This window comes from Amycolatopsis pittospori (assembly GCF_013870525.1).
Lineage (GTDB): Bacteria > Actinomycetota > Actinomycetes > Mycobacteriales > Pseudonocardiaceae > Amycolatopsis > Amycolatopsis pittospori.
Window position 1 is genome coordinate 1 of the sequence record NZ_JACBXD010000089.1, and the last position, 14,151, is coordinate 14,151.

General features: G+C 69.4%; 14 protein-coding genes and 1 pseudogene. 11 read left to right on the forward strand and 4 right to left on the reverse strand.

Features of this window, described 5'->3' with window-relative positions; translation table 11 throughout:
- Positions 1-153 precede the first annotated feature (153 nt).
- Positions 154-1,167 (reverse strand): 4-hydroxy-3-methylbut-2-enyl diphosphate reductase, encoded by a 1,014-nt coding sequence (locus H5J31_RS33090; protein WP_181776608.1) that lies wholly within the window; start codon positions 1,165-1,167, stop codon positions 154-156.
- A gap of 151 nt (positions 1,168-1,318) precedes the next feature.
- On the opposite strand from H5J31_RS33090, the gene H5J31_RS33095 reads away from it, so the two are divergent.
- The 6 genes from H5J31_RS33095 to H5J31_RS33120 all read left to right on the forward strand — a co-directional run bounded on the left by H5J31_RS33095 (position 1,319) and on the right by H5J31_RS33120 (position 5,863).
- The gene (locus tag H5J31_RS33095) at positions 1,319-1,990 is read left to right on the forward strand and encodes a lipid droplet-associated protein (RefSeq protein ID WP_181776609.1); all 672 of its coding nucleotides are present in this window, start codon (positions 1,319-1,321) and stop codon (positions 1,988-1,990) included.
- Positions 1,987-3,252 carry an exodeoxyribonuclease VII large subunit gene (gene xseA / locus H5J31_RS33100; protein ID WP_181776610.1) on the forward strand — a complete coding sequence of 422 codons (1,266 nt, stop codon included), beginning with the start codon at positions 1,987-1,989 and terminating at the stop codon, positions 3,250-3,252. Before H5J31_RS33095 ends, xseA begins: the two co-directional genes overlap by 4 nt.
- Positions 3,249-3,650 (forward strand): hypothetical protein, encoded by a 402-nt coding sequence (locus H5J31_RS33105; RefSeq protein ID WP_181776611.1) that lies wholly within the window; start codon positions 3,249-3,251, stop codon positions 3,648-3,650. The genes xseA and H5J31_RS33105 overlap by 4 nt, the downstream gene beginning before the upstream one ends.
- On the forward strand, positions 3,647-3,865 hold the full coding sequence (locus H5J31_RS33110) for an exodeoxyribonuclease VII small subunit (RefSeq protein ID WP_181776612.1): 219 nt from the start codon (positions 3,647-3,649) through the stop codon (positions 3,863-3,865). Before H5J31_RS33105 ends, H5J31_RS33110 begins: the two co-directional genes overlap by 4 nt.
- 138 nt (positions 3,866-4,003) lie before the next feature.
- Positions 4,004-5,074: a class II fructose-bisphosphatase gene (gene glpX, locus H5J31_RS33115; RefSeq protein ID WP_181776613.1), complete on the forward strand. Its 1,071-nt coding sequence runs from the start codon at positions 4,004-4,006 to the stop codon at positions 5,072-5,074.
- Between the two features lie 9 nt (positions 5,075-5,083).
- Complete coding sequence (locus tag H5J31_RS33120) at positions 5,084-5,863, forward strand: S1 family peptidase (protein ID WP_181776614.1); 780 nt, start codon at positions 5,084-5,086, stop codon at positions 5,861-5,863.
- Between the two features lie 61 nt (positions 5,864-5,924).
- Here the strand turns inward: H5J31_RS33120 and H5J31_RS33125 are convergent, their stop codons facing one another.
- A complete protein-coding gene (locus tag H5J31_RS33125; protein ID WP_181776615.1) occupies positions 5,925-6,914 on the reverse strand; it encodes an NAD(P)/FAD-dependent oxidoreductase in 990 nt (329 codons plus the stop codon).
- A 144-nt stretch (positions 6,915-7,058) separates the two neighbouring features.
- On the opposite strand from H5J31_RS33125, the gene H5J31_RS33130 reads away from it, so the two are divergent.
- Positions 7,059-8,456, forward strand: a complete 1,398-nt coding sequence (locus H5J31_RS33130; protein WP_181776616.1) for a class II fumarate hydratase — start codon at positions 7,059-7,061, stop codon at positions 8,454-8,456.
- On the opposite strand, the gene H5J31_RS33135 is transcribed toward H5J31_RS33130, so the two are convergent.
- Positions 8,453-9,034 (reverse strand): TetR/AcrR family transcriptional regulator, encoded by a 582-nt coding sequence (locus tag H5J31_RS33135; RefSeq protein ID WP_181776617.1) that lies wholly within the window; start codon positions 9,032-9,034, stop codon positions 8,453-8,455. The genes H5J31_RS33130 and H5J31_RS33135 overlap by 4 nt on opposite strands.
- Positions 9,035-9,078: 44 nt before the next feature.
- On the opposite strand from H5J31_RS33135, the pseudogene H5J31_RS40040 reads away from it, so the two are divergent.
- Positions 9,079-9,414 (forward strand): annotated as a pseudogene (locus H5J31_RS40040) (SRPBCC family protein); the annotation flags it as partial.
- Here the strand turns inward: H5J31_RS40040 and H5J31_RS33140 are convergent.
- Positions 9,361-10,362 carry a DMT family transporter gene (locus tag H5J31_RS33140; protein ID WP_236005536.1) on the reverse strand — a complete coding sequence of 334 codons (1,002 nt, stop codon included), beginning with the start codon at positions 10,360-10,362 and terminating at the stop codon, positions 9,361-9,363. The pseudogene H5J31_RS40040 and the gene H5J31_RS33140 overlap by 54 nt on opposite strands.
- Positions 10,363-10,471: 109 nt before the next feature.
- Here H5J31_RS33140 and H5J31_RS33145 point away from each other — a divergent pair, with 109 nt between their 5' ends.
- The 3 genes from H5J31_RS33145 (at position 10,472) to H5J31_RS33155 (ending at position 14,123) form a co-directional block, all read left to right on the forward strand.
- Positions 10,472-11,230: a hypothetical protein gene (locus H5J31_RS33145; RefSeq protein WP_181776618.1), complete on the forward strand. Its 759-nt coding sequence runs from the start codon at positions 10,472-10,474 to the stop codon at positions 11,228-11,230.
- 325 nt (positions 11,231-11,555) lie between these two features.
- The gene (locus H5J31_RS33150) at positions 11,556-12,398 is read left to right on the forward strand and encodes a helix-turn-helix domain-containing protein (RefSeq protein WP_181776619.1); all 843 of its coding nucleotides are present in this window, start codon (positions 11,556-11,558) and stop codon (positions 12,396-12,398) included.
- 207 nt (positions 12,399-12,605) lie between these two features.
- Positions 12,606-14,123 carry an ATP-dependent DNA ligase gene (locus H5J31_RS33155; protein WP_181776620.1) on the forward strand — a complete coding sequence of 506 codons (1,518 nt, stop codon included), beginning with the start codon at positions 12,606-12,608 and terminating at the stop codon, positions 14,121-14,123.
- Positions 14,124-14,151: the final 28 nt, after the last annotated feature.

The window sequence follows — 14,151 nt, forward strand, 5'->3', positions numbered from 1 at the left end:
CCGCGTCGCGGTGGACAGCCGCCCCGCCGCTCCCGTCCGTGGGACGACGAGCGCTGAGGGAGCAAGGGACCTTTGCTCTCCTGAAACCCTCTGACCAGCGAAAAGGGCCGACCGAGAAGTTCTCGGACGGCCCTTTTCGCTGTACTGGGAGGGTCAGGCCTTGCCGGCCTTCCGCAGTTCGTGCGGCAGCGCGAAGGCGATCTTCTCGTTCGCCGTGGTGACCTCGTCGACGTTGCCCCAGCCACGCTCGGCCAGCCACGCCAGCAGGTCCATGACCAGCACCTCCGGCACCGAAGCACCACTGGTGACGCCAACGGTCTCGACGCCTTCGAGCCACGCTTCGTCGACTTCGTGCGCGAAGTCGACGAGGTGCGACGCGCGCGCCCCCGCCTTCAGCGCGACCTCGACCAGTCGCTTCGAGTTGGACGAGTTCGTCGAACCGACCACCAGCACCAGGTCGCACTCGGCGGCCATGGCCTTGACCGCGACCTGGCGGTTCGTGGTGGCGTAGCAGATGTCGTCGCTGGGCGGGTCGGCCAAGCCGGGGAACTTGTCCCGGAGCTGGTCGACACGCTCCATGGTCTCGTCAACCGAAAGGGTGGTCTGTGAGAGCCAGATGACCTTCGAGGGGTCTCGGACCTCGACCTTGTCGACGTCTTCGGCGGTGTCGACGAGCTGCACCTTGTCGGGAGCCTCGCCGGCGGTGCCTTCGACCTCTTCGTGGCCTTCGTGACCGATCAGCAGGATGTCGTAGTCGTCCTTCGCGAACCGGTTGACCTCCTTGTGCACCTTCGTCACGAGGGGGCAGGTCGCGTCGATGGTCCGCAGGTTGCGTTCGGCCGCCTCGGCGTGCACCGCGGGCGAAACGCCGTGCGCGGAGAACACCACCAGTTCGCCTTCCGGCACCTCGGAGGTCTCGTCGACGAAGATCACCCCGCGTTCGCGCAGGGTCTCCACGACATGCCGGTTGTGCACGATCTCCTTGCGCACGTACACCGGTGCGCCGTAGAGCTCGAGTGCCTTTTCGACGGCGATGACGGCGCGGTCGACGCCCGCGCAGTAGCCGCGAGGCTTGGCGAGCAGGACACGTTTGCCACCTGCCGGCACACCGGACTCGGTGATCGTCGGACTGCCGGCGGGCGTGATTCCGGGACTCGCAGAACTCATGCCACCAGGGTACGGGCTGCCCCGGGGGCTCCTCGCACTCACGTTCAGGTGACCTGCGATCCCCTCTAAAGTATGTGCGTGGAGTCACGTCCTGTGAGCCGACCCACCCGTTCGGTTGGGCAGGATGGACCAGATACGGCAGGCTAGACGTATGAAGCCTCTCCCGCTCCCCCTCCGGGTCGCCGCGGGCCTCGCCGTCACCACCGCCGAGCGGGTTCGCGAACTCCCCAAGCAGCTCACCGGGCTGCCCGTCACCGTGGTCAGCCAGGTGCTCCAGTTCTCCATGCGTGTCCAGCAGCACGTCACCGAACTCGCGATCAAGGGCGACGACGCGCTGTCGGGCCTGCGTCCGGTCGAGGACACCCCCAGCTGGGCCACCTTCGACGAAGATCTCCCGCCGGACCTGGGCGAACGTCGTTACGAACGCGACTCCTGCGTCATCCCGCTCCACGAAGACACCGAGGTTCCCGAGCCGCGTGCCGAGTCGAACGGTCATCTCCGCGACCTGTCCGAACTCGAACAGCTCACCGAAGACCCGTGGGCCGAGGAGGAGCGCGCGCTCGCCGAGGACCACGCCGACGGCGAGTTCGACAGCGCGGCCGCGCCCGTCACGTCCGGTCCCGCCGGGCTGGACGACTACGACACGCTCACCCTGCCGCAGTTGCGGGCCCGCCTGCGCCGGTTCGACCTGACGCAGCTGGAAGAGCTGCTGACCTACGAACGGGCGAACGCCGACCGTCCGTCGTTCGTCGGCATGCTCGCCCGCCGGATCGGCAACGTGAAGAAGGCGGAAACAGACGGCGACAGCGCGGAAGGCCAGTGACCGCCGAACCCACCTCCGCCGCGGCGGGTCCGTCCACCACCGCTGAGAACCCGTGGCCGGTCCGCACGGTCGCGCGCAAGGTCGGCGAGTGGATCAACCGGCTCGGCGTGGTCTGGGTGGAGGGTCAGGTCACGCAGATCTCGGCCCGCCAGGGCACCAACACCGCCTTCCTGACCCTGCGCGACCCATCGGCGGACGTCTCGATGTCGGTGACCTGCCCGATGGCCCTGCTGCGCACGATCGAACCGCCGCTGCGCGAGGGCGCGAGCGTCGTGGTGCACGCGAAGCCGACGTTCTTCATGAACCGCGGGTCGTTCAGCCTGCGCGCGAACGAGATCCGCGCGGTCGGCATCGGCGAACTGCTCGCGAGGATCGAGCGGTTGCGGCGGCTGCTGGCCGCCGAGGGCCTGTTCGCCCCCGAGCGGAAACGCAAGCTTCCGTTCCTGCCCAAGGGAATCGGCTTGATCACCGGCCGCGCGTCGGCCGCCGAACGCGACGTGCTGGTGAACGCGCAGGCCCGCTGGCCGCATGTCGCGTTCAAGGTGATCAACACCGCCGTGCAGGGTTCGCTCGCGGTCCCGCAGATCCTCCAGGCACTGTCCAAACTGGACCGTGATCCGGAGATCGACGTCATCGTGATCGCGCGCGGTGGCGGCAGTGTCGAGGACCTGCTGCCGTTCTCCGACGAGGCCCTGTGCCGCGCGGTGTCGGCGGCCGGAACCCCGGTGGTCAGTGCCATCGGGCACGAGCCGGACACCCCGCTGCTCGACCACGTCGCCGACCTCCGCTGCTCGACACCGACCGACGCCAGCAAGCGGATCGTGCCCGACGTCCGCGAGGAGACCCAGCGGGTCCGCCAGATGCGCGACCGCGGCCGCCGCGCCCTGCACGGCTGGGTGGACACGCAGGAGAGGCTGCTGACCCAGATGCGCAGCCGTCCCGTGCTCGCCGACCCGCTCGGCCCGATCCAGCGGCGTTCGGACGACGTCGAGATCCACCGCGAACGCGGACGCCGCGCGATGCTCACCCTGCTCGCGAAGGATCAGGCCGAGATCGCCAGCGCCCGTGCGCGGCTGACCGCGCTCGGCCCGGCGGCGACGCTCGAACGCGGCTACGCCGTGGTGCAGTACACCGACGCGCAAGGCAACCTCCAGGTCCTCCGGTCCGTCTCCGAAGTCGCGGACGGCGCGAAACTGCGCGTCCGGGTGGTCGACGGCGCGCTCGGCGCCGTCGTCTCAGGAGAGCCGGAGGAGGCGAGTTGACGGCGAGTTTCCTGCCTTTGACCGTCGACGCCGCTCAGCGCGCCGACGCGCCCGACGTGCTGCACAACGCGCTGCTGACCGAACGCGCGGCCGCGGAATGCTGGACGGTGCTGCTGGCCGGCTGCGAGTTCTCGACCAAACGAGGCCTCGACGCTCAGCTGCGAAAACTCTCGGAGGCCACCGCGGAGCACGTCGGCACTCGATGGTGGTTCGCGGATGGCTCCGTGCACCGCAAACGGGTGGCGCGAGCCCAGGAGAACCTCGTCGCGGCGATCGCGGAGGGTGATGGCCAGGAGTTCGCTCTCGCCTTCGTGGGTTACGACAACGCCATGGCCGGCGCGGTAGTGTGCGCGGGTATCGGCAAGCACCGACGTCCGGTAGAAGGAAGCACAGCGTGAGCAAACCCGGTGGCGAGACCGCCGAACTCGGCTACGAGCAGGCCCGCGACAGGCTGGTCGAGGTCGTCCGCGAGCTCGAAGCGGGCGGGCTTTCCCTGGAGCAGTCGCTCGCTCTCTGGGAAAAGGGCGAGCAGCTGGCCAAGGTCTGCGAGCACCACCTCGAGGGCGCCCGCGAGCGGATCGAGGCGGCGTTGTCTTCCGTCGAGGACGGCTAGAGCTCATGGGCTCTCAGCGGAAAAGAGTACTTCGAGCCTGGCAACGGTCAGTGACGTTCACCATGCTCTCGAGCCACCGAACCGCCGTGGGTATCTGAGAGACTGGGACCCCGCCGAGTTCCTGACCCGGGAGGTCTCATGCCCACCCCCACCCCGTCCGCCAGCTCTTCTCGACGCCGCGAAGCGCCCGATCGCAACCTCGCGATGGAACTGGTCCGTGTGACCGAGGCCGCCGCGATGGCCGCGGGCCGCTGGGTGGGGCGCGGGGACAAGATCGGCGGTGACGGCGCCGCGGTCGACGCGATGCGGCAGCTCGTCTCGACCGTCTCGATGCGCGGTGTCGTCGTCATCGGCGAAGGCGAGAAGGACGAAGCCCCGATGCTGTTCAACGGGGAAGAGGTCGGCAACGGCGACGGGCCGGACTGCGACGTCGCGGTCGACCCGGTCGACGGGACGACCCTGATGGCCAAGGGCATGCCGAACGCGCTGGCCGTGCTCGCGGTCGCCGAACGCGGCGCGATGTTCGACCCGTCCGCGGTCTTCTACATGGAGAAGCTCGCCGTCGGCCCGGACGCCGCGGGCAAGGTCGACCTGGCCGCCCCGGTCGCGGAGAACATCCGCCGGGTCGCGAAGGCCAAGAACTCCAGCGTCTCCGACGTCACCGTCTGCATCCTCGACAGGCCGCGTCACGATCAGCTGATCAAGGAGGTCCGCGAGGCGGGCGCCCGGATCCGCTTCATCTCCGACGGCGACGTCGCCGGCGCGATCGCCGCGGCCCGCCCGAGCACCGGCGTCGACATGCTGCTCGGCATCGGCGGTACCCCCGAAGGCATCATCGCGGCCTGCGCGATGAAATGCCTCGGCGGCGAACTCCAGGGCCGTCTGTGGCCGAAGGACGACGCGGAGCGCGAGAAGGCGCTGGCCGCGGGCCACGACCTCGACCGCGTGCTCGGCAACGACGACCTCGTCCGCGGCGACAACGTGTTCTTCTGCGCCACCGGCGTCACCGACGGCGACCTGCTGCGCGGCGTGCACTACCGCGCGGGCGGCGCGACGACCCAGTCGATCGTGATGCGCTCGAAGTCCGGCACGGTCCGGATGATCGACGGCTACCACCGGCTGACCAAGCTGCGCTCGTACTCCTCCGTCAACTTCGACGGTCACCTCGACGACTTTCTCGACGAAGACGTAGTTCCCCCACTCCCCTAAGGAGAATCTGTGCTGAAGCGCGTGCTCGTGGTCCTGCTGGCGGCGATGGCTCTGACGCCGGTCGGGCAGGCCACGGGTGCGGGCGACCTCGTCGGCGGCAGAGAGGCCGACGAGCCGTATTCGTTCGTCGTCTCGCTGCATTCGGCCTCCGGTAAGGCTTTCTGTGCCGGCGCGCTGATCGCGGCGGACTGGCTGGTGACGGCCGGGCACTGCGTCGAGGGCAAGAACCCGGCGAACCTGAGCGCGCGGATCGGCAGCAACGACAACACCCAGGGCGGCGAGATCGCGAAGCTCGCCGAGGTCGTCGTGAACCCGGCCTACAACCCGGCGCCCGAACACGCGGGCGGCGATCTCGCGCTGGTGCGGCTGGCCGCCCCGGTGAAGGCGGCCCCGATCACGATCGGGACGGTCGTGGCGCCGGGGACGCCGACGCGGCTGCTCGGCTGGGGCCAGACGTGCCCGACTTCGGGCTGTGGCAAGGGAACCGCGAAACTGCAGCAGCTGGACACCAAGATCGTCGAAGGCGTGCGCTGCACGGCGAAGTTCGACGGCGCCGTCGAGTTGTGCACCGACAATCCGGACGGGAAGTCGGGCTCTTGCTACGGCGATTCCGGTGGGCCGGAGATCGCCAAGGTGGACGAGAAGTGGGTTCTGCTGGGCACGATCAGCCGTCCGGGTAACGCGGACCCGGTCTGCGCGACGTCACCGTCGATCGCGACTTCCGTGGCGGCCTACGCGCAGTGGATCGCTGAGAAGACCGCTCCGCCTACGCCCGCTCCCCCCGCTTGAAGTGCTATGAACGGCTCGTTACTTGCAAATTTTGCAAGTAACGAGCCGTTCATAACACGCGCTACTCAGCGTTACTGGAGTGTCCGGGGAACAGATGCGCGTCCGGATCCAGCACGACCGCGATGTTGTTGACCGCCGTCGCCGCTTCCCCGAATCCGGTCGCGATCAGCTTCACCTTCCCCGGGTACGACGCGACGTCGCCCGCCGCGTAGACCCGCTCCCGCGCCGTCAGCATCGTCGAATCGACGGCGATGGCGCGGTGGTCGATCTGCAGTCCCCAGCTTTCGATCGGCCCGAGGTCGGCGGTGAAACCGAGCGCGGCGACGACGGAATCGGCGGGCAGCACCTCGGGTTCGGCGCCCTTGACCTGGATCTCCACCTCGGCCAGAGCGCCGGCGCGGTCGATGAACCGGGTGACCTCGGCGTCGGTGACGATCCGGGCGCCGAGTTCGCGTGCCTGCCGCACGATGGATTCGGCCGCGCGGAACCGGGCGCGGCGGTGCACGAGGGTGACGCTCGCGGCGACCGGGTGCAGGGCGAGCACCCAGTCGAACGCCGAGTCCCCGCCGCCGACGACGACCACGTGCTGGCCGGCGTGCGCCTGCAGCGCGGGCACGAAATGCACCATGCCGCGGCCGAGCCAGCCGTCCCCGGCGGGCAACGGGCGCGGGGTGAATTCGCCGATACCGGCGGTGATCAGCACCGCGCCGGCCCGCAGGACCTGGCCGCCGTCGAGAGTGACGGTGACGCCGCCTTCGACGCTTTCGAGTTTCTCCGCCTGGCGTCCGAGCAGGTACACGGGCTTCCACGGCGCCGCCTGGTCGAGCAGGCCCTGCACCAGATCGCGTCCCCGGATCTCCGCGAAACCGCCGACGTCGTAGATCATCTTTTCGGGGTACATCGCGGTGACCTGCCCGCCCGCCTCCGGCAGTGAATCCACGACGGCCATCGAAAGGCCGCGGAATCCCGCGTAGTAGGCGGCGAACAGACCCGTCGGACCGGCCCCGATGATGACGAGGTCGTACGACGTTTCCCCAGCGGACTCGCTCATTCGGCACTCTCCCGGCCGGTGGTGGGCGGCGTGATCGAGAACACATTCGATCCTAGCCCTCGGCGCCGGATCGCCGGGACGGCAACGCGCGCGGGTGCCGAAAGACACGGAGCGCGCGTGCGGACACTGCGCGAAACTTGAGGTATGGCTGAACAGGAATACCGGATCGAACACGACACCATGGGTGAGGTGCGCGTCCCCGTCGACGCCCTCTACCGCGCGCAGACGCAGCGCGCCGTCGAGAACTTCCCGATCTCCGGCCGAGGCCTGGAGCGCGCCCAGATCCGCGCGCTCGGCCTGCTGAAGGCCGCCGCCGCGCGGGTCAACGCGAAACTCGGGGTGCTGGACGCCGACGTCGCCGAAGCCATCGCGAAGGCCGCCGACGAGGTCGCCGAGGGCAAGCACGACGCGCATTTCCCGATCGACGTGTTCCAGACCGGTTCCGGGACCTCGTCGAATATGAACGCCAACGAGGTCATCGCGACGCTCGCGTCGAAAGCGCTGGGTCGCGACGTACACCCGAACGACCACGTCAACGCTTCGCAGTCCTCGAACGACACCTTCCCGACGACGATCCACGTCGCCGCGACGGAAGCAGTGCTCTCCGACGTGATCCCCGCTCTGGACTACTTGGCGGCCGCGATCGAGACGCGGGCGGCCGAATGGTCGGACATCGTGAAGTCCGGCCGCACCCACCTGATGGACGCCGTCCCGATCACCTTCGGCCAGGAGGCCGGCGCTTGGGCGTCACAGGTCCGGTTCGGTATCGAGCGGCTGAAGTCCGGCCTGCCGCGACTCGGCGAGCTGCCGATCGGCGGCACCGCCGTGGGCTCCGGGCTGAACGCGCCCGAGGGTTTCGGTGCGGCCGTTTCGCAGGAACTGGCCTCGGTCACCGGCCTGCCGCTCACCGAGGCGCGTGACCACTTCGAGGCGCAGGCGACGCAGGACAGCGTCGTCGAGACGTCCGGGCATCTGCGCACGGTCGCGGTGTCGCTGAACAAGATCGCGAACGACCTGCGCTGGCTGGGTTCCGGTCCGCGCACCGGACTCGCCGAACTGGCGCTGCCGGATCTGCAGCCGGGCTCCTCGATCATGCCGGGCAAGGTGAACCCGGTGATCCCGGAGGCGACGCTGCAGGTGGTCGCGCAGGTGATCGGCAACGACGCGGCGGTCGCCTTCGCGGGCGCGGCGGGCAACTTCCAGCTCAACGTGAACCTGCCGGTGATCGCGCGCAACGTGCTCGAATCCGCGCGGCTGCTCGCGGCGGTCTCACGGCTGCTGGCGGACAAGGTGTTCGCGGGCGTGACGGTGAACGCCGACCGCGCGCGCGAGTACGCCGAAGGTTCGCCGTCGATCGTGACGCCGTTGAACTCCTACATCGGTTACGAAGAGGCCGCCGCCATCGCGAAGCTGGCGCTCAAGGAGCTGAAGACGATTCGCGAGGTCGTGATCGAACGCGGTCACGTCGCGAACGGCAAGCTCACCGAAGCCCAGCTGGACGAAGCCCTCGACGTGCTCCGGATGGCGCACGGGGGCCGCTAAACGTCGAGAGCGACCACTGCCGCATGGAGCGGTGAGGCGAGCGCAGCCGCCAATCCCCCTGAAGGCACCGGCTCGGCGAACAGGTGCAGCCACGTCAGCACCGGGCCGAGCAGGATCGCGTGCACCAACGCCGGTTCGGGCCGTCGTGAGAGTTCCCCTCTCGCGACGGCCCGATCCAGCATCCGGACCAGATAACCGAGTTCACGCCCCAAGAACACTTCGGCGAAGCGCGCCTCCAGCGCCGGATCCGCCCGGACGTCGGCGAGCAGCGAAGGCAGCGCGTGCCGGACCTCCACACCATCCAAAGAGGACTCGATGTCACCGAGGACGGCTTCCACGTCACCCCGCAGCGAGCCGGTGTCCTCCGGCGGTTCGAGGTCCACGGGGTGGATCACCGCCGCGAAGACGAGCTCCGCCTTGGACCGCCACCGCCGGTACACCGCGGCCTTGCCGACCCCCGCCCGCGCCGCGACCGCGTCGATCGTGCAGCGCTGGTAACCGGTTTCGGTCAGCAGCGCCCGCACGGCCTCGCGGACCGCGTCGTCGATTCCCTCTTCCCTCGGCCTGCCTCGCACCATGAGGGCCAGTTTACGAGACTGGCAGTTCCGTATATCGTCGGGGGATGACCTGGACCAGAACCTCCCGCGAAATCCTGCCCGTCCCGCCGTCCGCGCTCTGGGCGCCGCTGGCCGACTTCACCCGGTGGCCCGACTGGGATCCCGACATCGCCCGCGCCGAATCGCACGGCCCTGCCGAGGCGGGCTCGACGGGTTTCCTCGTACCGAACGGATTCCGCGGCCGCGTGCACTCACGGGTCGCCGAGCCGTTCACGATCACGTCCTGGATCCAGGACCGCGAGATCGCTCTCCGGCAGCCGATTCCCTTCGGTGCCATGGATCTCGTGTTACGACTGACCGCGGTCGACGGCGGGACGGAGTTCGTCCAGCAGGTCACGCTCGACGGGCCACTGCGCGGGGTCATGGTCGCGGTCATCGCGAGCGATGTCGTGAAGCACTTCGACGTCAAGTGCGCGAGGCTCACCGAGCTCGCGACGGCGCAGGCCGATCACGACGCCTGACGACACCAGCGCGACCCCGGCCAGTTGCGGGAAGCGGAAATCCTGCATCCCCAGCGCCAGCGAGACGGCGAGCCCGGCGACCGGCATCAGGCCCACCAGCACTCCGGCACGGTCCGCGCCCAGCACCGAAACCGCCGAATACCAAAGGACGAACGCGAGCGTCGTGACGACGATCGTCAGGTAGCCCAGCGCGATCAGCTCGCGCCCGTCCGGCCATGCCCAGGCGCCGGCCGGGTCGAGGACCGTGCCGGCCACGGCACCGCCGATGCCCGCGGCGCAACAACTCCACGTCGCGGTCGCCATCGGTCCGAGCCGGTCGAGAACACCGACGGCCAGCAGCGTGAACAGCGCCTCGCACACCATCGCCAGCGCCGCGAGCACCAAACCCTGCCAGCGGGCCGCGCCACCGCCGGAGAGCACGGCGATCCCGAGTCCGGCGAGGACCGCGCCCGCCACCGGCGCCATCGAGGGCCGCTTACCGCGCGCCAGCGGAGCGGCGAGCGCGAGCACGAGTGGCGTGCCGCCGAGGAACGCGGCGACCAGTCCGGGTTCGGCGTAGCGCTGGGCGAACAGCAGGCACGCCTGGAAACCGATCATCCCGGTCGCCGCGATGGCGATCAGCGACGGCACGTCACGCGCGCCGGGCAGGGGCAACGGACGGCCGCGGAGCCGCGCCCACGCCAGCAGGAGCACTCCCGCCAGCGCGTAGCGCAGCGCCTGTCCGGTGATCACCGGGTAGCCGTCGAGCATTCCCGTCACCGGCACCGACGCGCCGACGATCAGCACCCCCAGTACGCCGATCGCGACACTTCTTCGTTCCCTGTCCATACCTCCACGATGTCGGCGATTTGGCCTTCTGCACAGAGCCAGATCGGACTTGATGAACAGGACCATAAGACGGCGCAACCGGATCGGGTGCCGGTTCCGTCTGTCCGGCATGCGCCTGGGGATCACGTTCTTGCTCGTACTCGTGCTGACCGCCTGCGGCACGACCGCGCCACCGCCGTCCGATCCGGAAACGTTGGTACTGCGGGCCAAGACCTACGTCGGCATGCCGAGTCCCCGGGTCGCCGTACTCCCCGAGTTCAGCCTCTACGGCGGCGGACGGCTGCTGGTTCCCGGCGAACCCGAGGGTGCGCTCCAGATCGTCCGCGAGAAACGGCTCGACGCCGGCACCGCGGAAAGCGTCCACGACTCGGCTTACGGCGCGGACCTCGATCGGGACGAATACGTCCCCAACGACGGCGTGATCGACGGATACCTGCTCGTCTTCACGCTGTACGGCGGACATCAGGTCCGCGCGGCCACCCCGCAGAGCGACTCCGGCGGCAGACTCGAAGAACTCGCCGACTTCCAGGACGAGCTGGCCGACGTCGCGAAGGAGGCCGAGAGCGTCCCCAAGCCCTACCGGCCGACACGGATCGCCGCGATCGGCTGGGCGTCGAGCAAACAACCGGACGGCGCCGATGTACGGGAATGGCCCTTCGCGGCCTTCGCCGGCACTCAGCACGTCGACGGTGGTCTTTGCACCGTCATGGAAGGAGACGCCTTGAGCCAGGCCGAGACCCTGGCGCGGTCGGCCACTCCCACGACCCGCTGGAGGACCGCGGACACGACCTGGCTCGTCGTCTTCCGTCCGCTGCTCCCCGACGAGAAGTCCTGTTCGGACCTGGTCGTACCGCGTCAGAACCAGTGAGGGCAAGGCAAGGTGGCCCGGTCAGCATCGGTCGTCGCGTCCGGCCGCGCGGCGGGGTGTGGGTAAGGGCGCGGGGTGGCAGTGGGCACGAAGGCGTGACTCGCGTGCTCGGGCCCGGATCTCGTGTGCGCAGAGACGTGACTCGCGTGCCTGGCGACCGCACTCGGAAGTACGGCTCCGAGCACGCGAGATCCGTTTCCGGGCACGCGAGTGCGCCGCCCAGGTCACCGCCTCGCCCGAGCCACGACACCTTCGCCTTACCCCTGACCAACCTGGGTCTGCCAGGACCAGGCACGGACGCGGGAGTGGCGGGATACTTGTCGACATGACCGAGACGGCCGGACTGGGCGACTTCCTCAAGACACGCAGGGCCGCGCTGGACCCCGCCGACCTCGGCCTGCCGACCGGGTTCAACCAGCGGCGGGTCGCGGGGCTGCGGCGCGAGGAGCTGGCGCAACTGGCCGGGATCAGCGTCGACTACTACACGCGGCTCGAACAGGGCCGGGCGCGCAACGTGTCCGATTCCGTCCTCGATTCGTTGAGCCGGGCGCTGCGGCTGCACCGCGACGAGGAGACCTACCTGCGCAATCTGGCCGCCCCGAAACGCAAACGCGTCGCGCGGCCGAGGGCGCAGCGGATCCGGCCGGAACTACAGCTGATGCTGAACGCCATCCAGTCCCCGGCGTTCGTCTTCGGCCGCTACCTGGACGTCCTGGCCTGGAACGCGCTCGGCGCCGCGCTGTCCTTCGATTTCGCCGGCCGTCCGCCCGGCGACCGCAACATCCCGAAGATGTTCTTCCTCGACGAGCACGCCCGCGAGATGCACCCCGAGTGGGAGACGGTCGCGAAGGAGGTCGTGGCGAACCTGCGATCCGAGAGCGGGAAGTACCCGGACGACCCGTACCTCGCGCAGCTGGTCGGCGAGCTGTCGCTCGGCAGCGAGGAGTTCCGGAAGCTGTGGGCCAAGCACACCGTGCGCGAGAAGGCGCACGCCTGGAAGGTGGTGCTCAACCCGGTCGTGGGCGAGCTCCGGCTGCGCTACGAGACGCTACGGCTGCCCGACGATCCGGACCAGGCGCTGGTGATCTACACCGCAGAGCCCGGCTCCGACAGCGAACGGGCCTTGGGCCTGCTCGCCAGCTGGGTGGCGGATCCCGCACACGCTTGAGCGTCCCGGCTTCAGGTACTTCAGGCGACCGGCGCACCGGGACCGAGTGGGTCACCGCGGTCCCGCGCGCTCGTCCCCTCCCCAGCGCGCTATGAACGACCCGTTACTTGCAAATTTTGCAAGTAACGGGTCGTTCATAGCACGCGCGACGGAGCCCGGCCGCCGCTTCGACGCGAAACTGTCGGTGGCCGGGGTGATGATGGACCCATGTTGCTCACCGCGGTGGTGACCGCGTCGGCCGAGCTGGCCGCCACGAGGTCCAGGAAGGCGAAGATCGCCACCCTGGCCGCACTGCTGCGCGAAGCGGGCGAGCTGGAACTGCCGGCGGTGATCGCGTTCCTCACCGGGCAGCCGACGCAGGGCCGGATCGGCACCGGCTGGCGGACGTTGGCCGAGTTGGACGCGGCACCGGCCGCCGAGCCGTCGTTGACCGTGGCGGAGGTCGACACGGCGCTCGGCACGGTCGGGGCGGCGTCCGGTTCGGGGTCGGTGAAGCTGCGCGCGGAGACGTTGCGGGCGTTGTTCACGCGAATGACGAAAGAAGAGCAGGATTTCCTTTTCCGGCTGCTCACCGGCGAGCTGAGGCAGGGCGCGCTCGAAGGGATCATGGTGGACGCCATCGCGGCGGCGTCGGAGATCCCGGGCGAGGACGTCCGGCGTGCGTTCATGCTGTCCGGGCAGCTTCCGGTGACCGGGCTGGCGGCGATGACGGGCGGTCAGGAGCGGCTCGCGGAGTTCCGGCTCGCGTTGGGCAGGCCCATCCGGCCGATGCTGGCCTCGCCGGCGGAATCGCTGGAGGAGGCCGTCACCGAACACGCCGAAGCGCTGGTCGAGTACAAGATGGACGGCGCGCGGATCCAGGTCCACCGCGAGGGCGACGAGGTGCACGTCTACACGCGGACGCTGCGCGAGATCACCGGCAGCGTCGGTGAACTGGTGGAACTGGTGCGGTCGCTGCCGTGCACCTCGGTGGTGCTCGACGGCGAGACGCTGGCACTGACCGACGACGGCAGGCCGAGGCCGTTCCAGGAGACGATGAGCCGGTTCGGCAGTACGCGCGAGGAGCAGGTCAAGGCCCTGCTGTTGCGGCCGTACTTCTTCGACTGCCTGCATCTCGACGGCGTCGATCTGCTGGACGCGCCGCTGTCCGAACGGAACACCGCCCTGCACAAGGTCGCCGGCGAGCACGTGATCCCGGGCGAGATCGCGCCCGCGTCCGCGGACGGCGTGCTGGAAGCGGCGATGGCCGCCGGGCACGAGGGCGTGATGGTCAAGGATCTCGCCTCGCCGTACGCGGCGGGGCGACGCGGCCGCGCGTGGCTCAAAGTGAAACCGGTGCACACGATCGACCTGGTCGTGCTCGCCGCGGAATGGGGACACGGCAGGCGCACCGGCAAACTGTCGAATCTGCACCTCGGCGCGCGCGACCCCGACGGCGGGCCGCCGATCATGGTCGGCAAGACGTTCAAGGGGATGACCGACGAGCTACTGGCGTGGCAGACGAAGACGTTCCAGGAGATCGAGACGCACCGCACGGACTGGACGGTGCACGTCCGGCCGGAACTGGTCGTCGAGATCGAACTCGACGGCGCCCAGGTGAGCACACGTTATCCGGGTGGTCTGGCGCTGCGGTTCGCGCGTGTCGTCCGCTACCGGCCGGACAAGGAGGCCGCCGACGCGGACACCATCGACACCGTGCGGGGCCTCCTCAAACCCCGCGATTAGTCCTCTGCTCGCGATCCTTGCGCGTGCA